This window comes from Colwellia chukchiensis (assembly GCF_002104455.1).
In the GTDB taxonomy this organism is placed as follows: domain Bacteria; phylum Pseudomonadota; class Gammaproteobacteria; order Enterobacterales; family Alteromonadaceae; genus Cognaticolwellia; species Cognaticolwellia chukchiensis.
On sequence record NZ_NBOC01000001.1, the window covers coordinates 660,851 to 686,352 of the forward strand.

At 41.4% G+C, this 25,502-nt stretch carries 18 protein-coding genes; 9 read left to right on the plus strand and 9 right to left on the minus strand.

Translation table 11 applies throughout. The features are described from left to right. Window positions 1–65 precede the first annotated feature (65 nt). The 4 genes from B6K83_RS02960 to B6K83_RS02975 all read left to right on the plus strand — a co-directional run bounded on the left by B6K83_RS02960 (window position 66) and on the right by B6K83_RS02975 (window position 5,140). Complete coding sequence (locus B6K83_RS02960; protein ID WP_085283054.1) at window positions 66–1,196, plus strand: ABC transporter ATP-binding protein; 1,131 nt, start codon at window positions 66–68, stop codon at window positions 1,194–1,196. Next, window positions 1,193–2,146, plus strand: coding sequence for an ABC transporter permease subunit (locus B6K83_RS02965; protein WP_085283056.1), 954 nt, complete (start codon window positions 1,193–1,195; stop codon window positions 2,144–2,146). The genes B6K83_RS02960 and B6K83_RS02965 overlap by 4 nt, the downstream gene beginning before the upstream one ends. Then, window positions 2,146–2,949, plus strand: coding sequence for an ABC transporter permease subunit (locus B6K83_RS02970; RefSeq protein WP_085283058.1), 804 nt, complete (start codon window positions 2,146–2,148; stop codon window positions 2,947–2,949). The genes B6K83_RS02965 and B6K83_RS02970 overlap by 1 nt, the downstream gene beginning before the upstream one ends. Before the next feature lie 85 nt (window positions 2,950–3,034). Continuing rightward, on the plus strand, window positions 3,035–5,140 hold the full coding sequence (locus tag B6K83_RS02975; RefSeq protein ID WP_085283060.1) for a methyl-accepting chemotaxis protein: 2,106 nt from the start codon (window positions 3,035–3,037) through the stop codon (window positions 5,138–5,140). A gap of 119 nt (window positions 5,141–5,259) precedes the next feature. Here the strand turns inward: B6K83_RS02975 and B6K83_RS02980 are convergent, their stop codons facing one another. Continuing rightward, window positions 5,260–5,412, minus strand: a complete 153-nt coding sequence (locus tag B6K83_RS02980; RefSeq protein ID WP_092251228.1) for a helix-turn-helix transcriptional regulator — start codon at window positions 5,410–5,412, stop codon at window positions 5,260–5,262. 55 nt (window positions 5,413–5,467) lie between these two features. Next, entirely contained in the window at window positions 5,468–5,926 is a 459-nt protein-coding gene (locus tag B6K83_RS02985) for a hypothetical protein (RefSeq protein WP_085283065.1), read from the minus strand. Window positions 5,927–6,611: 685 nt separating this feature from the next. On the opposite strand from B6K83_RS02985, the gene B6K83_RS02990 reads away from it, so the two are divergent. Then, entirely contained in the window at window positions 6,612–7,430 is an 819-nt protein-coding gene (locus tag B6K83_RS02990) for a hypothetical protein (RefSeq protein ID WP_085283067.1), read from the plus strand. Between the two features lie 203 nt (window positions 7,431–7,633). Here the strand turns inward: B6K83_RS02990 and B6K83_RS02995 are convergent, their stop codons facing one another. Then, window positions 7,634–7,945, minus strand: coding sequence for an Mpo1-like protein (locus B6K83_RS02995; protein ID WP_408607160.1), 312 nt, complete (start codon window positions 7,943–7,945; stop codon window positions 7,634–7,636). A gap of 1,069 nt (window positions 7,946–9,014) precedes the next feature. Here B6K83_RS02995 and B6K83_RS03000 point away from each other — a divergent pair. Beyond that, window positions 9,015–9,965, plus strand: coding sequence for a homoserine O-succinyltransferase (locus B6K83_RS03000; RefSeq protein ID WP_085283314.1), 951 nt, complete (start codon window positions 9,015–9,017; stop codon window positions 9,963–9,965). Window positions 9,966–9,996: 31 nt separating this feature from the next. Then, window positions 9,997–13,686 carry a methionine synthase gene (gene metH / locus B6K83_RS03005; RefSeq protein WP_233143788.1) on the plus strand — a complete coding sequence of 1,230 codons (3,690 nt, stop codon included), beginning with the start codon at window positions 9,997–9,999 and terminating at the stop codon, window positions 13,684–13,686. Window positions 13,687–13,903: 217 nt separating this feature from the next. Here metH and radA read toward each other — a convergent pair whose 3' ends face one another. Then, window positions 13,904–15,292 carry a DNA repair protein RadA gene (gene radA / locus B6K83_RS03010; RefSeq protein WP_085283071.1) on the minus strand — a complete coding sequence of 463 codons (1,389 nt, stop codon included), beginning with the start codon at window positions 15,290–15,292 and terminating at the stop codon, window positions 13,904–13,906. Between the two features lie 347 nt (window positions 15,293–15,639). Here radA and B6K83_RS03015 point away from each other — a divergent pair, with 347 nt between their 5' ends. Beyond that, the gene (locus B6K83_RS03015) at window positions 15,640–18,090 is read left to right on the plus strand and encodes a PilZ domain-containing protein (RefSeq protein ID WP_085283073.1); all 2,451 of its coding nucleotides are present in this window, start codon (window positions 15,640–15,642) and stop codon (window positions 18,088–18,090) included. Between the two features lie 51 nt (window positions 18,091–18,141). Here B6K83_RS03015 and serB read toward each other — a convergent pair whose 3' ends face one another. Continuing rightward, entirely contained in the window at window positions 18,142–19,167 is a 1,026-nt protein-coding gene (gene serB / locus B6K83_RS03020; protein WP_233143783.1) for a phosphoserine phosphatase SerB, read from the minus strand. A gap of 108 nt (window positions 19,168–19,275) precedes the next feature. Here serB and B6K83_RS03025 point away from each other — a divergent pair, with 108 nt between their 5' ends. Beyond that, the gene (locus B6K83_RS03025; RefSeq protein ID WP_085283075.1) at window positions 19,276–19,908 is read left to right on the plus strand and encodes an AhpA/YtjB family protein; all 633 of its coding nucleotides are present in this window, start codon (window positions 19,276–19,278) and stop codon (window positions 19,906–19,908) included. 20 nt (window positions 19,909–19,928) lie between these two features. Here the strand turns inward: B6K83_RS03025 and B6K83_RS03030 are convergent, their stop codons facing one another. The 4 genes from B6K83_RS03030 to prfC form a co-directional block, all read right to left on the minus strand. Continuing rightward, window positions 19,929–20,735, minus strand: coding sequence for a TatD family hydrolase (locus tag B6K83_RS03030; protein WP_233143784.1), 807 nt, complete (start codon window positions 20,733–20,735; stop codon window positions 19,929–19,931). 28 nt (window positions 20,736–20,763) lie between these two features. Beyond that, window positions 20,764–21,888, minus strand: coding sequence for an HDOD domain-containing protein (locus tag B6K83_RS03035; protein WP_085283078.1), 1,125 nt, complete (start codon window positions 21,886–21,888; stop codon window positions 20,764–20,766). Window positions 21,889–21,924: 36 nt separating this feature from the next. Continuing rightward, the gene (argS, locus tag B6K83_RS03040; protein WP_085283080.1) at window positions 21,925–23,661 is read right to left on the minus strand and encodes an arginine--tRNA ligase; all 1,737 of its coding nucleotides are present in this window, start codon (window positions 23,659–23,661) and stop codon (window positions 21,925–21,927) included. A 131-nt stretch (window positions 23,662–23,792) separates the two neighbouring features. Continuing rightward, window positions 23,793–25,373 carry a peptide chain release factor 3 gene (prfC, locus tag B6K83_RS03045; protein ID WP_085283082.1) on the minus strand — a complete coding sequence of 527 codons (1,581 nt, stop codon included), beginning with the start codon at window positions 25,371–25,373 and terminating at the stop codon, window positions 23,793–23,795. Between the last annotated feature and the right edge of the window lie 129 nt (window positions 25,374–25,502).

Here is a 25,502-nt window from a genome sequence, read left to right on the forward strand (position 1 = left end):
GCCCTTTTTTAATCGTAATATAACGTAAATCTGCAGCCTGCCAGGTATTTCATTAGGACACTAAAATGATTCAAGAAAGCAATACTCCTCTTTGGAAACTCGATGGAGCAAAACCTTTTATCCAAATAAAAAATATAACGAAAAAATTCGGTGAATTTACTGCAGTTGATAATGTCTCGCTGGATATTTATGAAAATGAATTGTTCTGTTTATTAGGCGGTTCAGGATCCGGAAAAAGTACATTATTGAGAATGTTGGCCGGCTTTGAAACACCAACCAGTGGACAAATTTTAATTGACGGTGTTGATATGGCCGATATAGATCCCTGGGATCGACCAATTAACATGATGTTCCAATCGTATGCTTTGTTTCCCCACATGACAGTATTTAAAAATATTGCTTTTGGTTTAAAGCGCGACAAAGTGCCAAAGAAAGAAATTACCGAACGTGTCAACGCAATGCTGAAGATGATGCAAATTGAAGAGTTTGCCAACCGAAAGCCCGAGCAGCTATCGGGTGGTCAGCGCCAGCGTGTGGCGCTTGCTCGAGCATTAATAAAACGTCCAAAATTGTTATTGCTTGATGAACCTTTAGGGGCGCTAGATAAAAAGCTTAGAGAAGAAACACAGTTTGAATTGGTCAATATTCAAGATGAACTTGGTGTGACGTTTGTGGTGGTAACCCATGACCAAGAAGAAGCCATGACCTTAGCAACTCGCATTGGGGTGATGGGTAATGGTGTGATCAGCCAAGTGGATGAGCCTCGCGATGTCTATGAGTACCCGCGTAGCCGCTTTGTGGCAGAGTTTGTGGGTACCATCAATATTTTTGAAGGTCGCGTTATTGACGCTCAAACCGATTATGTAAAAATTGCTTCTAAAGAAGCTTGCAGTAAATTATTTGTTAATCACAGTATTAATTGTGCGCCGAAGCAAAAAGTCGCGGTGGCGGTTCGCCCTGAAAAGATCAAAGTTAGCCGTAAAAAACCAGACTTAGCATACAACTGCCTTTACGGAAAAATTATAGATCTGGCGTATATGGGCAACCTGTCAATCTTTCGAGTGAAGCTTGAAAGCGGTAAAATTGTTCGAGTTACGCTCCCAAATTTAGTGCGAGAAAATCAAAACCCTTTAACCTGGGACGATATGATTTACCTTTCTTGGGATAATGACAGCAGCGTGGTACTTATTTCATGAGTAATGTAACTGGCACCTTTTGGTTGGGTCACTATAATACGATCCGCACCAAGTTTAACCTATTAAAAAGCATACGCTGGGGACGGTTATCCGTCATTTCAATCCCGTCGGTTTGGCTAGCGATTTTCTTTTTTATTCCATTTTTAGTGGTCTTTAAAATATCGCTCGCTGAACCGGCAATTGCGGTACCTCCTTATACTGACTTATTTGTTTGGGATGCCGATAATGCTATTGCCGAAATTAAATTGAAATTTGGTAATTACCTTTACCTTTGGGAAGACTCGTTTTATTTAGACGCCTATTTAAGCTCGGTAAAAATTGCGGCGGTATCGACCTTTTTTACCTTGTTAATCGGTTTTCCGATGGCCTATTACATTGCTGGTAAAAAGTCATCAACACGCACGTTATTGCTGACCTTGGTCATTTTACCGTTTTGGACGTCATTCCTATTAAGGGTATATGCCTGGATGGGATTTTTGAAAAAAAATGGTATCGTTAACGAGTTTCTTCAAGCTATAGGGCTTATTGACCAACCTCTGCAACTATTGCAAACCGATTTTGCGGTTTATATCGGCATTGTTTATACCTACTTACCTTTTATGATTTTGCCGCTCTATACCACCTTAGAAAAGTTAGATGGCAGCTTAATTGAAGCGGCAAAAGACTTAGGTGCTTCACCGGTAAAAGCCTTCTTTTTAGTAACACTCCCTATGTGTATGCCAGGCATTTTTGCCGGTTGTTTATTAGTGTTTATTCCGGCGGTAGGTGAATTTGTTATTCCTGCCTTGTTGGGGGCATCAGACACGCTGATGATTGGACGTGTGTTGTGGGATGAATTTTTTCAAAATCGTGACTGGCCGATGGCGTCAGCGGTGGCAACAGTAATGTTGATTATTTTAGTGGTGCCTATCATGTTTTTACGTACGGGTAAAAACGAGGAGAAACAATAATGACTCGTGATTCAAGGTTTTTAAAATTTTCCGCGATATTAGGTTTTATATTTCTCTATGCACCGATTATCTCGTTAATTGTTTACAGCTTTAATAAGTCAAAGCTAGTAACTGTATGGGGCGGTTGGTCAATAAAGTGGTATGTCGAGTTATTTAATAACCAGCAAATCATTGATGCTGCTATGGTGAGTTTAAAAGTCGCCTTTATCACAGCAACTTTGTCTGTGATATTAGGTGTGCTTGCCGGCTATGTATTAAGCCGTATGGGCAGGTTTCCTGGTAAAATGGTGGTGTCGGGTTGGATCACCGCACCGTTAATTATGCCGGAGGTGATCACTGGTTTGTCATTACTGCTGCTTTTCGTGTCAATGGAAAAACTACTAGGCTGGCCTTCAGGTCGCGGCATCACTACGGTGATTATAGCTCATACTACATTTTGTATGGCCTATGTGGCTGTAATTGTGCAGTCACGTTTAGCGCAATTAGATGACTCATTAGAAGAAGCCGCTATGGACTTAGGTGCCAAGCCTCATAGCTTATTTTTTCTGGTTACTTTGCCGATAATATCACCTGCTATTATTTCAGGTTGGCTGCTCGCTTTTACCTTATCGCTAGATGACTTAGTGATAGCGAGCTTTGTCTCAGGCCCAGGTAACAGTACGTTGCCTATGGTGATTTTCTCTAAAATACGTTTTGGTGTATCTCCAGAGGTCAATGCGTTGGCTACGATAATGATTTTAATTGTCGCCATTGGCGTAATTGCCGCAATGTGGCAAATGAGAAAAAAAGAAAACGTGTTGTAATAAGTTTTAAATACGTTACTTTGTATAAAGGGCTTTTAGGTGCTGATCTAGAGCCCTTTTTTATGGTAGTGCAAGGGAGTACAGTGTGAACAAATCAATAAAAACAAAATTAATCTTATCTATTGCGACATTATTGATTGTTTCGATTGTCGCTATCGTGGCAGTCTCATCAGTATTTATCAATAAAACCTCAGATGCGCTAACCGCGTTTATTGCGCCGAAAACAAGAGATGCTAGTTTAATGCCGATGCTCATTTCGGCGGATGCCGAAAAAGCAAGAAATGAAGTGTTTTTTTCGCAAGCGATCAATGAAGCTCAGCGGTTTTCTTCAGATATTAGCTTTTTGCGTCAGCAGTTTAGGTCGCTGTTTTTACCTGCAGAAGATGTGCGACATATATTAAATATGTATATTAAAGGTGCACTGGCCAGTAATCAAAATGCGTTAGGTATTTATGCCGCTTTTTTACCGAATGCGCTAGACGGTGCTGATCAAGAAAACCGAGCGGCAAGTGACTTGGCGTCTAATGAACAAGGCAGGTTTGCCGTATATTGGGCATTTAACGAACAAGGACAGGCGGTTGAAGAGATTTTGCCAGAGCAAATGATCAAAGATACGTCGCCCAATTCTACCGGCCAGCCGTATAATTCATGGTTTACTTGTCCACTCGACAAGCAGAGTACATGTTTATTAGAGCCATACATCGACAAAGTTGATAACCAAGATGTGTTGATGACCTCAATCGCGGTACCTATAAAGTTTGATAACAAAATAGTTGGTGTGGTGGGGCTAGACATTGCGCTGTCAGATATCCAACAAAAGGTCACTGCATTTTCAAAAAAAATTGCTGATGGTGAAAGCCGAGTGCTAATCGTATCAGCCAATAAAGCTATCATTGCCGACTCAGCGGCGGCGGCCAACCAAGGACGCCTATTTTCCGACTTATTTGATAATGCGGACTTTAGTGAGGGAATGCGCGAAAATAGCGACAATTACACGTTAACGAAAAGCATAGCCTTAGGGGACCTTGCTACTTGGCATATTTATACTGAAATTCCTAAACAGTATATTCAAGCACAGATTATGCAAACCGTCGCCGTATTGGATAACGGCGTTAATGAGCAGCAAAATAGTGTCATTATCGTTGGGCTTGTGGTGTTAGCGATTGGTTGTATTGTTGTTTACTTTTTAGCGGAAACCTTAACGGCAAAACTCAGAGCTGTTACCGAGGCACTGAAACAAATAGCCAGTGGCGATGCTGATTTAACGCAGCGCATTGTGGTGGATTCAAAAGACGAAATAGGACAGTTAGCGGACTACTTTAATCAATTTGTTCAACAGCTAGCGAGTATTATTGGCCAGTTTTCTAGTGGCGTTAAAGCGACCTATGCCGCCTCTGAAATGGCAAAAGAGTTAGCAACACAAAGTGATAATAAACTTGGTGAACAACAAACAATGATTGCCATGGTGTCGACAGCCTCAGAAGAAATGTCACAGACCTCTGCTGATGTTGCACAAAATGCCGCTTTAACAGCAGATGCAACCACAGAAGTTAAGTCAGCATCGAATGATGGCATTGCTAAGCTCAATGAAACAACCGCAACCATCAGCAATTTAGCTGAACAAATGCAACTGGCAAACAATCAAGTAGTGGATTTAGCCCAAAACAGCGAAAGCATTTCCAATGTGTTAAATGTGATAAAAGCCGTAGCAGAGCAAACTAATTTGTTGGCATTAAATGCGGCGATAGAGGCGGCAAGAGCCGGCGAGCAAGGGCGAGGTTTTGCCGTTGTTGCTGACGAGGTGAGAGGTTTAGCTGGGCGCACAACCACATCAGTTTCCGAAATAGAAGCAGTATTTGCTGGTTTACAAGCGAGCACCAAAGAGGTCGTTAATAGTATTAGTACAAACGTGAAAATAGCCGATGAATGTACGGTGCAAGCCCGAGAAACGCAAAACGTTTTTGAAGTCATTGAACATGCCATTAATAAGGTCACCGATATGTCGTCCAATATAGCGTCGGCAGCAGAGGAACAAAGCCATGTTTCTAATGAAATAACCACCACTTTGCAAGATATTCACAGTACTGTTGATGAGCTTGCCGAAAATGCCAAAGAGTCCTTGGCAGTTAGTGAAACCCTTTATCAAGAAGGCCAAGCACAGGAAAAAAGCATAGGTCGGTTTAAGTTTTAATTAACACTGGGTATTGCCTGTAATTTCAACAAAAGGCAGCGCGAAATGCGTTGCCTTTTGCTTATGTGCTACTTTTTACGCTGGAAAGCTTACTGAAAATGGCAGTTTAATAGTCCCCCTTATTGATAACTAAAAACGGCGTCAACTGGCAATTGAAAGTGGGCAGCGATTTTAAATGCTACCTCCAAAGATGGTGAGTATTTATCTTTTTCTATTGCCACGATAGTTTGTCTTGAAACTTGTACTACGTCAGCTAGCATTTGCTGCGTCATTTCATTGTGCTCAAAACGCAGCCGACGAATATTATTGGTGATTTTTTTTGCCACCTTAACAGCCTCGACGGTAATAAAATACTTGGGTAGAAAACTTAGTAATTTCTGCGATTAATGCCCCGACAATAATAATATTGATGATGATGTACTCAGTCGGTAGGTTAAGCGCCAGCACTAAGCCTTGGCTCATAATAGGAAAGAGTAAATGTAAAACGGCAATAATGGTTGTCGCGCTTAAAATATAATAGCCGTTTTTACAGCCCAATAGCGCGATCTTTTGATCACGTTCGTCTTGGTCATAGTTGGCATTTTTGTGATCAATCATCGCGATAACAAGGTGGTGAAGTATCTCCAACGCAATGGTCCAAATTACCACAGTTAACAGTGCAGATTGCATACGTTCTGGGCTTAAACTCTGCTGTTGAGAAGACCAATAAAGCTCGGAGAAATAATTAAACCAAATATATAGGGTAATGGCTAAGGATACCCAAATGCTGCGCTCTTTATATGACATAACAAATCCTTTGCTGTTGTTAATGGTAAAAATTAACAATAAGCTATGTAAAAAATAATAGACATGATGTAAGTTTTATTTGACTTTAGTAGTCAATGATATTTAAGTCAAATATTTTTTACATTATGTTAGATATTTTTTACTCTAGCACCTGCAATGAAAATGGCAATATCAATGCAATTCAGCGTCATACATATCTGGCGTTAAGTTGTTGAGTTAGCGTTTACTAAGACGCTAAGGAGGTATTGTTGGCGCAATTATCAGCTTGCATTACAATCAAAAGTAAGTTGGTTATTGCACTACTCTTTAAAGATATGTGCCGTTGCCTATGCGACAATTATGTTTGCTTTTTAATCGCTATATTGATCTATAAAGGTATTGAACGAATGCGATGGTGTGTATATGACTATTGCAAAGATTTTATATATGTCACTACAGTAAGTTATTTAAATGTGGAACAATTACCTTAGTTAAAATTGTGTCAGCTTAATTTACATTGTTTGCGCCTTTCTTGGTTGTGTGTTTTTTAACCTCCTGATGATGCCTTAGTTTTTCTAAACGGTATAGTTATTGCTGTATTGTTCTATTGCCTATGGCAATTGTAATTCACTAATGACCTATCGGTACATTGAGTTGTAAGTCGTTCAAACCTGTCTTGTCATTGAAATAAAATTAAGAGGGATCTATGAATACTTATTTGAAAATATTAACCACAATATTAACGCTGATCACCTATTCAACTTCTGCCACACTCATTACCACGACAACAAAAATAGAAGGCATATTTACGCTAGGGACTGTTATATCGCTTACCGGTGAAGAGGTAACTGTAGAAAATGTAACAGCTTCAGGAGCAGCGGTTGGTCTTGGAACGTCAGATTTAATGTTTGCCAGTGGAATTTGTGACCCTGCATTTCCGCCTCCAAGTGGGTGTGGAAACGCTACTGAAGTGGTGTTGGGGGGAGACCCAAACAAAATTTCATTCAATGGTTTAGGGTTAAGAAGCGGTGCAATACCCAATGGCTCATTTTTAATTGGTGAGGTTACCTTTGAAAATAACGATATTGCTTGGCAATCTTTTAGTATTAGTAGTTTATTTTTAGAAGTCAGTGCCATTGAATGTGACTTGCTTGGTCAGAACTGTGATGAGTCAACCCGACATAGCGGAAGTACTGAAGTCGAGTTCGCCTTTACTGCAAATATTCCAGGGGACCTGGACGCTAGCGCAGATAGCATTTGCTTAACAACAGAATTGGGGAGTGGGGTGCAATTATGCGCATGGGTGCCAGAGTTTAACGAAGCCTCGTTTGATATCTATGGGCGTTTTGGCTCGCTAATTGTAGAAGACGTTATTCCAAAGTCTGTTGGTGGCTTTGTGACCATAGGTACCAATTCGCAACAAAATATAAAGTATTCACGCGTACCAGAGCCCACTTCTATCGTTATTTTTATATTCGGGCTGTTGGGTTTACTATTAAGCCAAGCTAAAAGTTGGGTAAGCTAGCTGAGAAATAATCGCTTATCTAGCAAGTTGTTATTTGTCAAAGCAGTTATTATCTAGTTCTAAAATATGTACATAACAGAGAAAAAGCATTAATGATTATCATTGATGCTTTTTGTTGGTGCCATTATTTAACAGCTAAGAGTATCAGAGGATGAGTTGATCATTAGCACAATTCAACATTACGTCCTAACTAGTGGCATAGCTTAGAGCTTTATCTTGCCTAGCAGTATATCTTTAAACATCACCCAGTCACCGAGCAAACTGTATAAAGGGTAGCGAAAGGTTGCGGGCTTGTTTTTTTCGAAATAAAAGTGTCCAAGCCACGCAAAGCCATAGCCAATTACAGGTAGGGTCCAAAGCAAAAGCCAAGCAGTGTTGATAATAATATAAACTAGCATCACTATGATCAAACTTGAGCCGATAAAATGTAACCGACGACAGGTTTTATTTTGATGCTGGCTTAAATAAAAAGGATAAAAGTCCTTAAAGTGTTGATAGGGTTTTGTCATTGCCATTACTCCCTAAGCATTAAGTCAGGCTAGCCTAGATTGTAAGCTGATTAGGCTCGTTCATTGGCTAATTCGCGGATGTGAGTTATTAATATCAGCAGATAGGCGCTTTGGCTAGTATTAGTTCAAGGTTAAATTTGCAAAGTGTTAGCTTTGAGCTATTGATAGACGTTATTCACTAGCTGTAATTGTTAAGCGAAAGTGATTTAGGAAAATAAAAACGGCGCCAACTGTTGGCGCCGTGAAAAGTTTATTATTTTTTCTTTCTGGTTTTTACTATATCGGCGCTACTTGCTGCTTTTTTTAACTTACGCTTTTCTTTTAACGATAACACAGGTTTTTTCATATCACGTTTAGACATATCTTCACCTCTAATAAATTATAGATTAATCAAGGGTATTTAATAAAAAGTTATAAACTAAAACCATGAACTCAAAGCAAGTAAAATCACCTCCATTTTTAGTGCCGTACCGTTACGACTGTCTATAGCGATATAATGCCCTGCTGTCATTGCTATCACTATTTGGCTACATTAGCTAAGGCTGGTTTATCACTATTCACTACTAAGTCAGTAACGCATAGCGCTTGCGTGATAGTGGCTTGCTAGCTTTTAATTCACTCGGGGCAGTACCAACAAGAGTGCTGATAACAAGAGTTTTATTTAAGATTTATAGCGCTAGCAAATGTTTAACCTCATATGACTTTGCCAATAATAATTTTGCTCGTGGTTGCTATGCACCACAGTTTAATGATTAAGAATGAAAACCAACGGGTACATGGCTGCACCCCATTAAACGGGGAATTTTAGGGCTAGGCTCCCTAAACATAAAGTCTGATCATAAGTTATAATGACTGTTTTCATGCCGCTAATATATCAGCTTAAATATTAACTTCAAGCCTAAGTGAGTTTCTCATTATTGATAAAGTTTCAACATCATCTAGACGTCTATACGTTTAGGTGTTGACATATCTAGACATACAAGTCACATTATAGGGCAATGAATCAAGCTTAATCATAGCGGTGCTGAGCCGCGAGCGGTTGAAAAGATAAAATATACGAAATTAGGTAAGCACTATGCCCATAAAAATCCCCAATGAACTTCCCGCGTTAACGATATTGGACCAAGAAAATATATTTGTTATGTCAGAGCGCCGTGCCGTAGATCAAGATATTCGCCCGATGCAAGTGGCGATATTGAACCTAATGCCTAATAAGATCGAGACCGAAGTGCAAATTCTGCGGATGTTGGCCAATACACCATTACAAATTAATATTGAATTTATTCGCATACATGCCAATGAGTCTCGTAATACGCCGCAAGCGCATCTAGATAATTTTTATCGCTTGTTTGATGATATCAAGCATAAGCAATATGATGGCTTAATTATTACCGGCGCGCCGTTAGCTTTATTAGATTATCAACAAGTGACATTTTGGGATAAAATTTGTCAAGTATTTGACTGGGCAGAAAAAAATGTAACATCTACCATGTTTTCATGTTGGGGGGCACATGCCGCGTTATATCATCATTATGGCTTAAAGCGACACTTACGCACGCAAAAGTTATCTGGGGTTTATCGCCACCGTTGTTTACAACCTAATGCCGAGCTCACCCGTGGTTTTGACGAAACTTTTAATGTGCCGCATTCGCGTTTTGGTTACATCGACAAGTCAGATTATTTATCACTCAAACATATTGAAATTTTGGCTGAGTCTGAACAGGCTGGGGTTTATTTAGCGGCAAGTAAAGATAAGCGACAAGTCTATTTAACGGGTCATCCAGAGTATGATGCCACAACGTTAAGTGAAGAGTACTTTCGAGATATCGCCGCTGGCGCACCGGTTGCCATTCCAGATAATTATTTTACGAATGATCAGCCTGATTCAGCAACCGCCAATACTTGGCGCAGTCATGGCAGCTTGCTGTTTACCAATTGGCTCAATTATTACGTTTATCAAATTACGCCGTATCAATTAGATGCCGATCATATCAATGCAATTAATCCAGGGGACGCTCGTGGCTAAGCAAAACAATTCTCAAACTACTACTCCTGTTGTGCAATCCACATCGTATGCCTTATTACAGGCACAATTAGATAAGCGTATTCTGATTTTAGATGGTGCTATGGGCACTATGATCCAAGCATATAAATTTGAAGAGCAAGACTATCGAGGCGAGCAATTTGCTGATTGGCATTTGGATGTTAAAGGCAATAACGACCTGTTAGTGTTGACCCAACCTGATATTATCAAAGCCATCCACCGCGAGTATCTTGAGGCGGGTGCCGATATTTTGGAAACCAATACCTTTAATGCCACAACCATTGCCATGGCTGATTATGATATGGCGCAATACAGTGCTGAAATTAACTTAAGAGCAGCACAAATTGCCCGTGAAGTGGCGGATGAATTTACTGCGAAAAACCCTGATAAACCGCGTTTTGTTGCGGGTGTATTAGGGCCAACCAATCGCACCTGTTCGATCTCGCCAGACGTTAACGATCCCGCTTATCGCAATATCGACTTTGATCAACTCAAAGATGCTTATATTGAGTCGACAAACGCGCTCATTGACGGTGGCAGCGATATTATTTTAATCGAAACTATATTTGATACCTTAAACGCTAAAGCGGCCATATTTGCTATTGAAAGTGTTTTTGAAAGTCGAGGTGAACGTTTACCTGTGATGATCTCTGGCACTATTACCGATGCGTCAGGGCGAACCTTATCAGGGCAAACCACAGAGGCTTTTTACAATTCATTACGCCATGCCAAGCCGATTTCGTTTGGCTTAAACTGTGCACTTGGGCCAGTGGAGTTACGTCAATATGTTGAAGAGTTAAGCCGTATTTCAGATGTTGCTGTCTCTGCGCATCCTAATGCGGGTTTACCTAACGCTTTTGGTGAGTATGACTTTACCGTAGCAGATATGAACAGCCATGTAACTGAGTGGGCCGAGTCGGGCTTTTTAAATATTATTGGCGGCTGTTGTGGCACCACACCGGCGCATATTAAAGGCATGGCTGAGGCGGTGGCAAACATCACACCGCGAGTAATAAAACCAAGGGAAATCGCCTGTCGTTTATCAGGGTTAGAGGCATTAACCATTAATCAAGACAGCTTATTTGTTAATGTTGGTGAGCGTACTAATGTTACTGGCTCAGCGGTATTTAAGCGTTTGATCACGGAAGGAAACTTTGAGCAGGCAATTGCTGTTGCGCTACAACAAGTAGAAAACGGCGCGCAAATTATTGATATCAATATGGATGAAGGCATGTTGGACTCGAAAGCTGCCATGGTGCGCTTTTTGAACATGATTGCCGGTGAGCCAGATATAGCGAAAGTGCCGATCATGCTCGACTCGTCTAAATGGGATATTTTAGAGGCGGGTTTAAAATGCATTCAAGGCAAAGGCATAGTTAACTCCATTAGCTTAAAAGAGGGCGAAGCGAGTTTTCGCCAACAAGCCGAATTGCTCCGCCGCTACGGTGCTGCGGTTATTATTATGGCATTTGATGAAACCGGACAAGCAGATACCCGCGCCCGTAAGTTTGAAATTTGTCAGCGTGCTTATCATATTTTAGTTGATGAAATTGGCTATCCCGCCGAAGACATTATTTTTGATCCGAATATTTTTGCTGTGGCAACAGGGATTGAAGAGCACAACAATTACGCCCGTGATTTTATTGATGCAGTTGCCGATATTAAGCAACATTTGCCACATGCCATGGTTTCTGGCGGGGTATCAAATGTATCCTTCTCATTTCGTGGTAATAATCCGGTACGCGAAGCTATACATGCGGTGTTTTTGTATCATGCGATAAAAAATGGCATGGACATGGGGATAGTGAATGCCGGCCAGTTAGCGATTTATTCTGATATTCCCGACACCTTGCGCGTGGCAGTGGAAGATGTAATTCAAAACTCTGATGATGGTGCCACTGAGCGTTTACTTGACTTGGCACAAGAATATCGCGGACAAGGGGCAAGCCAACAAAGTCATGCCGACTTATCGTGGCGTGAATTGCCAGTGAATAAGCGCTTAGAACACTCATTAGTCAAGGGTATTAATGAGTTTATTATTGAAGACACGGAAGCGGCAAGGCTAGCCGCGGTAAGGCCTTTAGATGTTATTGAAGGTCCGTTAATGGACGGCATGAACGTGGTGGGCGACTTATTTGGTGCCGGCGAGATGTTTTTGCCGCAAGTGGTAAAGTCTGCGCGAGTGATGAAGCAAGCGGTGGCGTATTTAAACCCCTTTATTGAAGCAGAAAAAACCGAATTTAAATCCAATGGTAAAGTGCTTTTAGCGACGGTTAAAGGCGATGTGCACGATATTGGAAAAAATATCGTCGGTGTGGTGTTACAGTGTAATAATTACGACATCATAGACTTAGGGGTAATGGTGTCTAGTGAAGATATTCTGCGGGTAGCGCGTGAAGAAAAAGTCGACATTATTGGTCTGTCAGGTTTGATCACGCCATCATTGGATGAAATGGTGCACGTTGCCAAAGAAATGAAACGACAAAACTATCAGCTACCTTTGCTTATTGGTGGTGCTACCACGTCTAAAGCCCATACTGCGGTTAAGATAGAGCCGCAATACCCACACCCTGTCGTCTATGTACCCAATGCCTCGCGTTCAGTTTCTGTGGTGAGTTCGTTATTGTCAGACGAGCACAGAGCGGGTTTTATGGCGCGACAAGCAGCTGAATACGATAAAGTACGCACGCGTCACTATAAAAAAGGTCCTCGCTCGAGTTTAATATCGTTAACGGATGCGCGTGCCAACGCTGTACCATTGAGCTTTGCCAATTACACACCAACAGTACCAAATAAATTAGGCGTTACTGTGCTGGACAATATTGATCTTAATGTTGTCAGAAACTATATAGATTGGACGCCATTTTTTATGACCTGGCAGCTATCGGGCAAGTACCCGCAAATTCTAAGCCATGAGCTGATAGGCGAAGAGGCAACAAAGCTGTTTAATGATGCCAATGCCATGTTAGATGATGTTATTAACAACAAAAAACTAACGGCAAGAGCAGTATTTGGCTTATTTGCTGCGCAGCGTCAACAAGACGACGTGCAACTTTTCACAGATGATACCCGCACTGAGCCGTTAATGAAGTTGCACCAGTTGCGTCAACAAACTAAAAAACCAGCCGGACAATATAATCGCTGTTTAGCCGATTATATTGCCGATGAAGCATCAGGCGTAAATGATTATATGGGCGCGTTTGCGGTTTCAGCAGGCTTTGGTGTTGAAGCGTTAGTGAAAGCCTTTGACGCTGAACATGACGACTACAACAGCATTTTAATCAAAGCGGTCGCTGATCGACTTGCCGAAGCCAGTGCGGAATATTTACATGAAAAAATTCGCCAAGACTATTGGGGCTATGCGCCAGATGAAAACTTAGATAATGACAGTTTAATTCGGGAAAAATATCAAGGTATTCGTCCGGCACCCGGTTACCCTGCCTGCCCAGAGCACACTGAAAAAGGCTTATTGTGGCAATTACTTAATGTTAAAGAAAATATTGGTATGGAATTAACCTCAAGTTTTGCTATGTGGCCAGGCGCTGCGGTCAGTGGCTGGTACTTTGCTCATCCCGATGCTAAGTATTTTGCCGTTGCTAAGCTCGCTAAAGATCAGGTAGAAAGTTATGCCATTCGCAAAGAAATGACCATGCCACAGGCAGAGCGTTGGTTATCGGCCAACCTAGATTATGAGCCGGAGTAACTCTTTTGGATAATAAAGCGTTGCAGTAATACCGCGCGAAATTAAGCCCGCTATCTTGTAGGTTTTAGCAACTACAAGGTAGCGGGCTTGTCTTAATGCAAGTGGGTTAGCTATGGCTAACCAACTTGCTGATAGTTAAAAAGCTATATTCACAATTTTAGTCCAACAAGCTCAAGCATGAGCTTAGTGTTAAATGCTGATTAAAGTCAGCGCTAACTTATGTGATCAGCGCTAGCAAATCATGAATGGTTTTGACTGGAATTATTTTTGCACCTAAGCCTTCCATTGATTTGTGATAATTTCGAAACGGAATAAAAATTTCGGTAAAACCGTGCTGTGCTGCCTCTTTGACTCTAGGCACACCACTGTCAATCGGTCTGACATCTCCATTTAAGCTTAACTCCCCTAAAATGCAGGTGGTTCTAGGTACAACAAATTCATTTAAACTGCTTAACAAGGCGGTAACTAACGCCAGATCAATACAGGTTTCAGACTCGTCAATTTTCAAGCCACCAATAATATTGAAAAAGGTGTCATGATAAATTTTGGTTTTGGTATGCTTGCGCAATATACCGGTTAGCATCTTAATGCGGTTCATATTTAAGCCAACACATACCCGCTGTGGAAACTCTGCTTCGGTCTCCGTGGTTAAACATTGTATTTCCAGTAGCAAGTTGCGATTTCCCTTGCGAATGCAAGTTATCGCAGAGCCAGGTGACTCTGTACTTGAGCCGGATAAAAATATTTCACTGGGGTTATCCACACTCAGCATACCCCGCTCACACATGCGAAATATACCGACAGTATCAATATCGCCAAAACGGTTTTTATTGGCTCTTAAGGTGCGTATTTGGCCGTCATTGGTATCTATATGCAATAGCGCATCGACAATATGGACTAAGGTTTGCGGGCCGGCAATTTCATTGTTTTTATTGACGTGGGCAATTAAAAACATAGTGACATTATTTTGCTTACAATATTGCGTTAAGGCTTGTGCGGCGCTTTTTACTTGTGACGGCGAGCCAGGGCTGCCATTGGCGTGCTCGGTAACCACGGCTTGAATAGAGTCAATCACGGCAAATTTGATTTGCTTTTGTTCAAGTTCGTCAATTATCGCTTCTACCCGAGTTTCTGACAGTAAGTATAATTGCTCAGGGTTATAGTCAAGTTTTAAGCGTTGCACGCGGTTTTTAAACTGTGATAAAGACTCTTCAGCCGTACAATACAGTGACGGGGTTAGTTTTGACATGCGAGCAATTAAATCAGATAGTAAGGTGGTTTTACCAGCGCCTGGGTCACCTGAGATAATATTGACCGAGCCCATAGTGACACCGCCACACAAAACGCGGTCAAGCTCGCCGATGCCGGTTAGTTGTTTTTCTGCTTCGGTGGCGGCAACATCATTAATTTTTTTTGAGCCGCCGCCTGCGATGCCGGCATAACCCGCTGTTGATAGGCGGCTTTTACTTGCGCTTTTTTGTTGACTAGCCGGAATTTTTATCTCTGCTAACGTATTCCACGCGCCACATCGACATTGCCCTTGCCAACGTGGGTAGTTCATGCCGCAATCGCTACAAACAAATTCAATTTTTGCTAATTTTGCCATGGTTTTCCTATCTAAAAATTAATCGCTAGCAACCGCAACAACAGTCAAAAAAGTGACTATCAACTGGTGGCTGATGGTATTGCTGCGCTTTGAAAAACTATTTTAATACTACTTTTCTTATTAGTACTCAATAGGTTAGGGGGTATCATTTAACTCTCTATTTTTACTTCAATTTTAAAGTGTTAACAGGTATAGTTTTTGCTTTAAAAATGTAAGTTAAATAACCAAAAACAGTAAAGTTATCAAAGGTAATAGCAGTAGTATTGGTGAAAAAGCTGATATTGTCGCTATTAGTGTCTGCTAAAACCCAAAGTAGTTTGCTTTATTGTAAAGATATTGACAGGTAAATGAATAAAGATTTTTCAAAATATCAAAAAATTATTGATAACTTTAGTGGTCAAGTGCTAAATAGCGACTTTGACGCTAAGTTTGAAGCTGTCACCAAGCGAATGGCGAAAACAGAACGATTTTTGTTGAAGATGGAGCTTAAACGGTTGGCGGCGCCTTGTAATCGTTTAATCGATTTACGCGGTCATGTCGATGGTGAGTGTAGTGCGTTTGAGCATGACGGGAAAATACATTTTTTAGATAAAATAGCACGTGGCGTGTTTAACGACGCCATGCTTCGTTATGGGGGCTATACCTTTGGCGTTTACGAAGCGGCGATGAACACAGAAAACAACTTTCGCGTGATTTATCAAAAAGAAAAATCTAAGTTACGTTCTGTACCCACAGAAACGCCTAGTAAAGCTTTAGAAAAACTACAATTTCCAGCAACCTATTACCGCTTTGGGCCTTACTTCGATCGTTGTGAAGAACGCATGAATTTTGCGGTAACCATAGAGATAACATATGCAAAAGGCCAGAGTTTTCAGTGCACTAGCGCAGACATTAGTGTTCATGGTTGCAAAGTTCGCATTAACGCGATCACAGCGCTGAAAATAGGGCAAGAGCTTAGTCTTAGATTTCTGGGCTTAGAAGAAGAGTTTTCGTTTGCGAATAACAATAACTTTAGCTATCAAGTTAAAAATATTACCAACTTAGATAATATGCAGTTAATTGGTTTACAACGCCTGGTCAGCGACACATCACGACCAGATGGTTTTAGCCAGTTTTTACAGTCTTATATTCAAGGCAATAAACGTCGCTATAAAGTTAATTTAGACAATACCCTAAGCGCACTTAAAGCCAGAGTTTTTGAGCAATATGTCTTACCAAAGTCCAACGAGTTGCCTGTTTTTATTGAAAGTAAGCAGGGGCTTTTGAGTCCGAAATATGCATTGACTTGCCATAATAATCAAAGCTTGTATCAATACTGGCAAGATGAAAAATATTACTCAACCTTATACTGCTTAATAACACCTGAGCGTATTGAGCAACTAAAAAAATTAGCTCCTTTGGATAAAAGTCTATTGGTATTTTGCTTTAGACATCAAAGCCATGGCAAGTTATATTTCTATACTGCCGATGAAGTACAACTAGCTGAAGATGAAAGCTTTATGCAGCAGTTTTTAGGTTTTGCAGCCGCAAAAGCTAGCTTTTCTATTATCCAGCTGTCTTTATTATCGGTTGAGTTAAAGCATGCCGAAACTCAATTGACACTAGCTAATACCCTGAAGAAAGAACATCAGTACCTAAATGCAGCGATGTCAGATGAGGTAAAAGCATTATTGCTTGATATACCCTATATTGTTGTTGCTAATGAAGTCACATGCCGCTCAAGGTTATCTGCCTATCAAGCTTTTTCTTATCATGGCATTAATATGGTGAAGTTAAAGAAATTTGGCCATAAACGCTTAAGTAAGCCTTTTAGCGTCGACGAAGTGGGTATTAATTATCGCAATCATCGACAAGAATTACGCTTTATTTATAAAACGCCAGCGGTGGTAAAAATTGAAGATGTGATTTGGCATGGGCATTCACATGACTTTTCGACCTCTGGGCTAAAGGTTGAGCTTGATAAAGCGAGTGTTTTATCTAAAGGTGACATTGTTTATATCAACTTTCCCGCACTACAAAAAATTACCTCAGCTTTTGATTTATCGGCGTTGCCTTATGAAGTAGTGCGGGTAAACACAGCAAAGACTATTATCAATTTAAGAGTATTTGTTGAAAAGTACCAACATGTGGGTCGACGTTTTTTTAAAGCCTTAATCGAAAAGAATCGAGATAAGCTAACCCCAGAAGAGTATGCTATGTCTAGTCCGGGCTTAGCAAAAGCATTACGGAATATATATAGTGCAACATCAAAAGCCTCAGCGCTGATCGTGCAAACCAGTGGCAGTCGGTATAAGGTCGAGGCCATTGCTGGTGGCGGTAGTGATACACGCTTAATGCTGGCCATGAAGCAATTAAGCGATCGTCAAGGCTATGTTAATTTATATCCCCTATTCGGTCATGCCAAGGTCATGAGTGAGCTAAGTGTTAAATTAAAAAAAATGCAGCCGAATGATACACCAAGTACGGAGTTACTTTATATCGCTATCAATAGCAGTCACAAGGCAGTAGATAAAGCAGTAACGGTTAAAGTTGACACTGAGCTTGGCAGTGACAAATTAAAGCACACTTTTATTCATCAGGCGTTAAAAAATGGCCAATTTTTCTGTGTGCTGATGAAGCTATCAAGGGCGTCCTCACCCGATATGACTTATTTAAACCCTGAGCTAAGCTACATCAGTACTTATGCAATTCATAGAGGCAAACAAATTGAACAAGAGATATGGAGTGTAGCGGGTATTGTTCAAGTTATTGATATTACAAACGAAGTTTTGCTTCAGTATCAACTGTCTCGCAAGTAATTGCTATATTGGCTAGCCTGGCACACTAGACTAGACTAGCCGTAGCGTAAATTACTTTAGCCAATGCAATAAGGTGTCTAATCCTGAGTGCGTAATACAACTATCTGCTTGTGCTAATACTAAAGGTTTAGCATGAAACGCTACCCCTAATTGTGCCGCTGCCATCATGACTAAGTCATTGGCACCATCACCCATAGCAACCGTCTGCGTTGACTTGATGCTATAGTCTAATTGCCATTGCTTAAGACATTTAGCCTTGGCTTTTGCATCTATCACACCACCTAAAACCTTACCGGTTAGCTTTTGGTTTTTTATTTCAAGCAGGTTAGCAGCTGCGGCATCAAGAGCAAGCATTTGCTTTAGATGATCGGCAAAGTAAGTAAAGCCACCTGAGGCAATAGCCACGCGCCAGCCGTGATTTTTCAGCGCCTTAACTAAAGTCTCTAAGCCTTCCATTAAGGGGATATCTTGAGCGACTTGCGCTAAAATAGCTTCTGGCGCATGACGCAGCTTTGCCACCCGTTGATATAAGCTTTCACTAAAGTCTAATTGTCCTTGCATGGCTAGCTCAGTTACCGCAGCGACTTCATCACCAACACCGGCAAGGGCTGCTATCTCATCAATACATTCAATTTTGATAGTGGTTGAGTCCATATCCATGACTAATAAGCCCGGCTTGGCCAATATTGGCGCATTGAGTACTAATGCCGCATCTAAATGTGCGCTGGCGGTAAACTTGGCTAATTTATCGCGTGCCTGTTTGAGATCGCTCACTTGTACTGAAAAGCGATAGCTTGTTAGGCCGTTGCGTTGGTTTATTTTATTAAGGCGATGCAAGGTTAGCTGACAGCTATTTAGTAACGCTACTAAAGTAGTTAATGGCATATTTTCGAAAACGACCAACTCAGGTTGCTCAATTGGCATAGCTACGGCAGATTCCATTGTCAGGGCAAAGGCTTGTTGTCCTTGATCAAAGGTGATTGGCATCGCGGGGGGCGTTGAATCTTGAGGTAGCCATTGACTTAGGTTGAGTTGCTCAATACTCGCTAACGATACTATTTTTTCGGGGCTTGTCACAGAAATACCTTTTATTAAAAAAACTGCTTTTAAACGACTGTTCTAGTAAAAAAAGCGTAAATATGCTTTTATAGTAGTGTCAACAGCTTGTGGGAAACGATTCATTATATGAAGCAATTAGAACAGCCTTTATACCCTAAATTATCACCAATTTATAATAAAATATTGCAATTAGTTATGGCGATTATTTTATTAGTGATGTTGATGAATTTTTGGGTGACAAGTCGTGATGCACAGCAAGAGCACATTCAAGCACATGCGCATAAAATCGCAACGCTATACTTAGCGCAGGCGGCGACAAGTGTTGCTCCTTATATGCAACAATCAAATGCCCAGCTGCAACAGTTCGTTGATGCTTTAGCACAACAAAGTTTAGTTAAAAGTGTCCATGTTTATAGTGTCACTGGCGAAAGTATTGCTAGCTCCGCAGATGCTGAGTCGGTGAAAGATCTTTTCGGAATCAGCCTTTATAAAAAACAGCAAACTAAAGCGTTACTTTCAGTTGTGCAAGAAATCCACACTGAGCAACTACAAGGCTATATTCGACTTTCTTTATATCGTTCACTTTTAGCTGATGATTTAGCTAAAAATAGTCAACAGCAATATGAAATTAATCGGTTGCTATTTCTTGTCGCCGGGGTTATCGGTTTTCTCTTAACCCGAGGTTTAAACCGCTTTAGTCGCCAAGGCTATAGACCACCGCTATCTGCTGCGCGAGTGCGTGGCAGTCAGAGTCCATAAAACACTTTTCTCGTGCAGCACTAAACTAACTTTTTTAAAACGCTTTGTAGGTTTTGCTCAAGCGCATCGGCGAGCGCTTGTGGTGATTCTTGACGAATATTGGCTAAGTGTTGAAATACGTTTACTAGCTGTAACGGCGAGTTATTTTGCCCTTGAAAACCGTGCAAAGGCATTGCCGGTGCGTCAGTCTCTATAACGAAACAATCGAGCGGCAGCCGCTTAATGGCATTAATGGTTTTTTGCGCGCGAGGATAGCTAATGGTGCCACCTATGCCTAATTTAAAACCTAAATCAAGGTACTGGCAAGCTTGTTGGTAACTACCTGAAAATGCGTGGATAATTCCACCTTGGAGCAACTTATATTGTCGAAGCAAAGGCACAAGCTGTTGATGTGAGCGGCGATGATGCACTATGATGGGCAAGTGATAGGTTTTTGCTAAATTTAGTTGCTGCTCAAACACTTGTATTTGCTGACTGAGATTGTTTTTTTCCTTGGCCACCACGCCATCTATCCCCGCTTCCCCTATGGCAACAAGCTCGCCAATATGCTGTTTAACCAATTGCTCTAATTGGCAAAGACTGTCTACTGAAGTATCGTCAAGAAACCACGGATGAATACCTAAGCAAGGATGTAAGCTTATCGGCTTTTTGTGATAGGTTTTTACTAATTCTATTACGCTTTGCCAATTACTAGGGCCAATAGTGGGAATAATTAGCCGATGTATGTTGGCCTGCTGACATTGAGCAAGTATTGATGGTCGGTTTTGAGCAAAAGCGTCAAAGTCAAGGTGACAGTGGCTGTCGCTATAGCGCAAAGGTGTTTTCATCTAGACTCCAATTTCGCGGTGAGCTAGTTTAGGCCATTTTTGTTGCCCGTTGTGTCAATTTGGGCAAGCTTGCTGATAAATTATAGTGCTTAATAAAGTTAGCTTCAGGTGCTTGTTGATGCAGGAGTGTGTTTGCTAGGTATACCGCCTGCGCTATACCAAAGCTTTTCGCCAGCAGCTTTTCTGGGCTATGGTGTAAAATGGTTGCAGCAATGATGTCATAACTAAAGCCCCAAGTATGCAATAAATAACCGCCAACATGACAATGATCGCTAGCAAAAATTTTATTTTCTAAAGCAAGCTTATTGTCCGTTTGCTGTTGATGTTTAAAGAATAATGCCGTTGACTTTTCATTGAGCTCATAAAGCACAACTTTGCCGATATCGTGCAATAAACCGGCAATCATGGTGTCTTGTTTTAGTGCTGGGCTGACTAGGGATGCGGCTAGTTTAGCTGTAGCTAAGGCGTGCATTTGTGCGTTGACAATAGAGAAGCCTTTAATTTTTGGTTGATAGGCAAAAAGCTCTGCTGTCATAACAATACAGCATAGCGTTTCAATGCCCATTTTTGTGATCGCATCACTAATGCTGAGCATTGGCTTACCACGTGTAGCGAAAGTATTATTTGAAAATTGTAATACTTTTGCGGTTAAGGCCGGGTCTTGTTGAATAATATCGGCAATTTTATGAGAGTCAGTGTTTGCCGCTTTTAACACCTCATTAAGTTGCATATACACTTTTGGCGGGCTAGGTAATACTTTGATGTTAGCAATGGTATTTACAATCACATCCTTGGTGATTGCTTGATGATTACTGGCTAATTGCGAGATAGTTTCAATGATGTTGTTGTGATCTAAGGGCGCACAAAAGCTGTAATGGGCGCTGCTTTTTGGCGTTGATGTCTGAGCAGAGTTAGTCAGAATTAAGATGCGGACCATGGCAGGAAACTTTTTTGCCACCATGGTCAGAATCGAGCTACCGCTGTTTTTTTCAACTTGTTCGGCGCAAATCACGATATTAAATTTATCTTGAGCTAACGCCGAAACCCCAGCATTTAAGCCGCAAGCATAGACAAACTTTTGTCGAGATTGACTTAACGCTTGTTTCAGCGCCAATAAGTTAGGTTCGACATCATCTAATAATAAGATTCTCATTTATACTTACCGCTTTGCGTTTAACCTTTGCTAACGTTACATGCGCTCCATCACATCAATACCTAAAATATCTAAACCTTGTTTCAGGGTGTTAGCGATAATATGACATAAGGCTAAGCGAGATTGTTTAACCTCTGGACTAATATCTGCCTTTAAAATTGGGCAAGCTTCGTAAAAGCTCATGTAAAGGCTAGCGAGCTCATATAAATAGTTACATAGCAGATTGGGCGTACATTCATTGATCACAGCGTCAATGACGTTCTCTAGCTGGAGTAATTTAAGCGCCAGTGCTTTTTCCTGTGGCTCAGCAATGCTAATGCTTTGCATATCTGCTGTTGAAAAGTTAGCTTTGGTAAATATGCTTTGTATGCGTGAGTAGGCGTACTGTAAATATGGGGCTGTTGCGCCTTCAAAGCTCAACATGGTTTGCCAGTTAAAGATATAATCACTGGTACGATTTTTTGACAAATCGGCAAACTTCACTGCGCCAATGCCGACTTTTTCTGCTAAGTCATTCAGCGTATCATCGCTGTAATGAGGACTTTTTTCAGCGATCAAGGCTTTTGCTCGGCTTACGGCTTCGTCGAGCAACTCAGCCAACTTGATGGTGCCGCCGCTGCGGGTTTTAAATGGCTTGCCATCTTCGCCCATCATCATACCAAATGGGCAATGGTGGTAGCCAACATGCGCCGGCAAAAAGCCGGCTTTACGGGCAACAATTTCGACTTGTTTGAAATGCAGCGCTTGGCGTGCATCGGTGAAAATGATAATGCGATCGGCATTTAACTCTTTACTGCGGTAGCGGCAGGCTGAGAGATCTGTGGTAGCGTATAAATAGCCGCCACCGGATTTTTGCACGATAAATACTGATGGCTCGCCATCTTTGTTGGCCATTTCGTTAATGAAAACTACTTTCGCGCCTTGATCTTCCACCGCGATGTTTTGCGCCATCAAGTCGTCAATAACATGAGGTAGGTCATCGTTGTAAGCACTCTCGCCCATAATGTCATCACGCTTAAGTGTGACATTAAGCTTGTTGTATATATCTTCACTGTGACTGATAGAGATATCAATAAACTGTTGCCAAAGTTTGGCACATTGCGCATCACCACTTTGCAGTTTTACGACATACTCTCGAGCCCGATCGGCAAAGCTGTCTTCGTTATCAAAGCGAACTTTGGCTTCACGGTAGAAGTTTTCTAAATCTGCCAGCGCGGTTTCCGCCACTTCGTTGGCGGCAAGCTTATCGCTTAAGTGCGCTAATAACATACCAAATTGTGTGCCCCAGTCACCCATATGGTTTTGACGAATAACATGCTCACCACGAAACTCGAGGGCACGCACGACCGCATCACCAATAATGGTGGAACGTAAATGCCCGACGTGCATTTCTTTGGCTAAATTTGGCGCAGAATAATCCACTATAACGTTTTGCGGCTTAGTGGCTTGATTGACGCCTAAATGTTTATCACTGGCAATGTGGTTTAACTGCGCTGCTAACCAGTTTGAGTCAAGATGAATGTTAATAAAGCCTGGACCAGCTAACTCCACTTTTTCGGCGATGCCGGAGAGGTTGAGTTCGGCAAGCACTTTTGCAGCTAACTCGCGCGGGTTAGTTTTTAGTTTCTTGGCTGCCCCCATAACACCGTTGGCTTGGTAATCACCAAAGTTTGCTCGATTTGATAAACTGATTGCAGGGTTGGTATCTTCAGGTAAACCTGCTGCTATCATGGCAAGCTTAACTTTTTCACTCAGGATGTTATTTATATTCATCTACATAAACTCTTGTTTGGTTGCTTACTCAAGCCCAGCAAGTGGCTTGAGTAGGGTAAGTGCCAATTCACTGGTGTCACAATTGGCTAAAGTACACACTTGGCTTTTACTTGTCATTAATTTGAGCAAATTTAATGTTCGCGGGTTTTATGAAAAACGATATCCGGATTACGCTCTTGGGCTAAATTGAGGTTAACCATAGTGGGGGCAATATAGGTTAAGTTATCGCCGCCATCCAGTGCCAAGTTGTCATAAGCTTTCTTTTCAAACTGTTCTAATTTTCGTTCATCATCACAAGTACACCAGCGGGCCGTTGCGACACTGATGGGCTCATAAATAGCGTCAACTTTGTATTCAGTTTTCAAACGTTGTACCACGACATCAAATTGCAACACCCCAACAGCACCGACGATCATATCGTTCGAATTAAAGGGCCTAAATACTTGCACCGCGCCTTCTTCTGATAACTGTATTAACCCTTTTTGTAATTGCTTGGCTTTTAGTGGATCACGCAAACGAATGCGACGGAACATTTCTGGCGCGAAATTGGGTATACCGCTAAATTTCATTTCCTCGCCGGCGGTAAAGGTATCGCCAATTTGAATACTGCCATGGTTATGTAAACCAATAATATCGCCGGCATAAGCTTGTTCAACATTAGCGCGATCACCAGCCATAAACGTCACTGCATCGGCTATTTTAACGTCTTTGCCGATCCGCACTTGGCGCATTTTCATGCCTTTTTCATACTTGCCTGAGCAAATGCGCATAAAGGCAATTCGGTCACGATGTTTAGGGTCCATATTGGCTTGAATTTTAAACACAAAGCCAGAAAACTTTTCTTCTTCTGCATGAACAATGCGGGTGTCTGTCTCACGCGGTAGCGGTTTGGGTGCCCACTTTGTCAGGCCATCTAGCATATGATCTACGCCAAAGTTACCTAAAGCGGTACCAAAAAATACCGGCGTTAATTCGCCTTTAAGGAACTCATCATGGTTAAACTCATGGGAGGCACCCACAACCAGTTCGAGTTCTTCGCGTAAGTCTTCAGCATAGCTACCAATTACCGTATCAAGCTCAGGGTTATTAATACCTTTGATGGTGCGTTTTTCCTGAATAGTATGGCCTTGACCGCTTTGATATAAAATCACTTCATCCGTGATCAGGTTGTAAACACCTTTGAATGCTTTGCCCATACCGATTGGCCAAGTAACCGGAGCACACTTAATCTTTAACACATCTTCGACTTCGTCCATGACTTCCATAGGATCACGCACATCGCGATCCATTTTGTTCATGAAGGTAATAATAGGCGTGTCACGCAAGCGCGTCACTTCCATCAATTTAATGGTTCGGGCTTCAACACCTTTGGCAACGTCAATCACCATTAAACATGAGTCAACCGCGGTTAAAGTGCGATAAGTATCTTCAGAAAAGTCTTCATGGCCTGGTGTATCGAGCAGGTTAACCAAACAATCATTATAAGGAAACTGCATCACAGAGGTGGTAATGGAGATGCCGCGATCTTTTTCCATTTCCATCCAGTCGGATTTTGCATGTTGCCCTGACTTTTTTCCTTTGACCGTACCGGCCTTTTGTAGAGCTTGACCAAAAAGCAAGACCTTTTCCGTTATCGTGGTTTTACCCGCATCGGGGTGACTAATAATCGCGAAGGTACGTCTTAGGTCGACTTCCTGCTGTTGTACAGACATGCAAATTACCTGTTTTAAAGTGGATGAAAAATAAGCTTAAATTTAAGCGCGCGATATTATAGCGAAAACCAGCACGAAGCACAGTAATAATCTTTTCGAATGTGCTGATATTTTTATATCAACGTCTTG

Bases quoted from the DNA above. Each gene is read 5' to 3' on its own strand.
- B6K83_RS03035 (WP_085283078.1), bottom strand. From the start codon at position 21,888: ATGAGAATCTTATTATTAGATGATGTCGAACCTAACTTATTGGCGCTG.
- B6K83_RS02965 (WP_085283056.1), top strand. From the start codon at position 1,193: ATGAGTAATGTAACTGGCACCTTTTGGTTGGGTCACTATAATACGATC.
- argS (WP_085283080.1), bottom strand. From the start codon at position 23,661: ATGAATATAAATAACATCCTGAGTGAAAAAGTTAAGCTTGCCATGATA.
- B6K83_RS03015 (WP_085283073.1), top strand. From the start codon at position 15,640: ATGAATAAAGATTTTTCAAAATATCAAAAAATTATTGATAACTTTAGT.
- B6K83_RS02990 (WP_085283067.1), top strand. From the start codon at position 6,612: ATGAATACTTATTTGAAAATATTAACCACAATATTAACGCTGATCACC.
- B6K83_RS02960 (WP_085283054.1), top strand. From the start codon at position 66: ATGATTCAAGAAAGCAATACTCCTCTTTGGAAACTCGATGGAGCAAAA.
- B6K83_RS02985 (WP_085283065.1), bottom strand. From the start codon at position 5,926: ATGTCATATAAAGAGCGCAGCATTTGGGTATCCTTAGCCATTACCCTA.
- B6K83_RS02995 (WP_408607160.1), bottom strand. From the start codon at position 7,945: ATGGCAATGACAAAACCCTATCAACACTTTAAGGACTTTTATCCTTTT.
- B6K83_RS03000 (WP_085283314.1), top strand. From the start codon at position 9,015: ATGCCCATAAAAATCCCCAATGAACTTCCCGCGTTAACGATATTGGAC.
- radA (WP_085283071.1), bottom strand. From the start codon at position 15,292: ATGGCAAAATTAGCAAAAATTGAATTTGTTTGTAGCGATTGCGGCATG.
- B6K83_RS03025 (WP_085283075.1), top strand. From the start codon at position 19,276: ATGAAGCAATTAGAACAGCCTTTATACCCTAAATTATCACCAATTTAT.
- B6K83_RS02980 (WP_092251228.1), bottom strand. From the start codon at position 5,412: ATGACGCAGCAAATGCTAGCTGACGTAGTACAAGTTTCAAGACAAACT.
- B6K83_RS03030 (WP_233143784.1), bottom strand. From the start codon at position 20,735: ATGAAAACACCTTTGCGCTATAGCGACAGCCACTGTCACCTTGACTTT.
- B6K83_RS02970 (WP_085283058.1), top strand. From the start codon at position 2,146: ATGACTCGTGATTCAAGGTTTTTAAAATTTTCCGCGATATTAGGTTTT.
- prfC (WP_085283082.1), bottom strand. From the start codon at position 25,373: ATGTCTGTACAACAGCAGGAAGTCGACCTAAGACGTACCTTCGCGATT.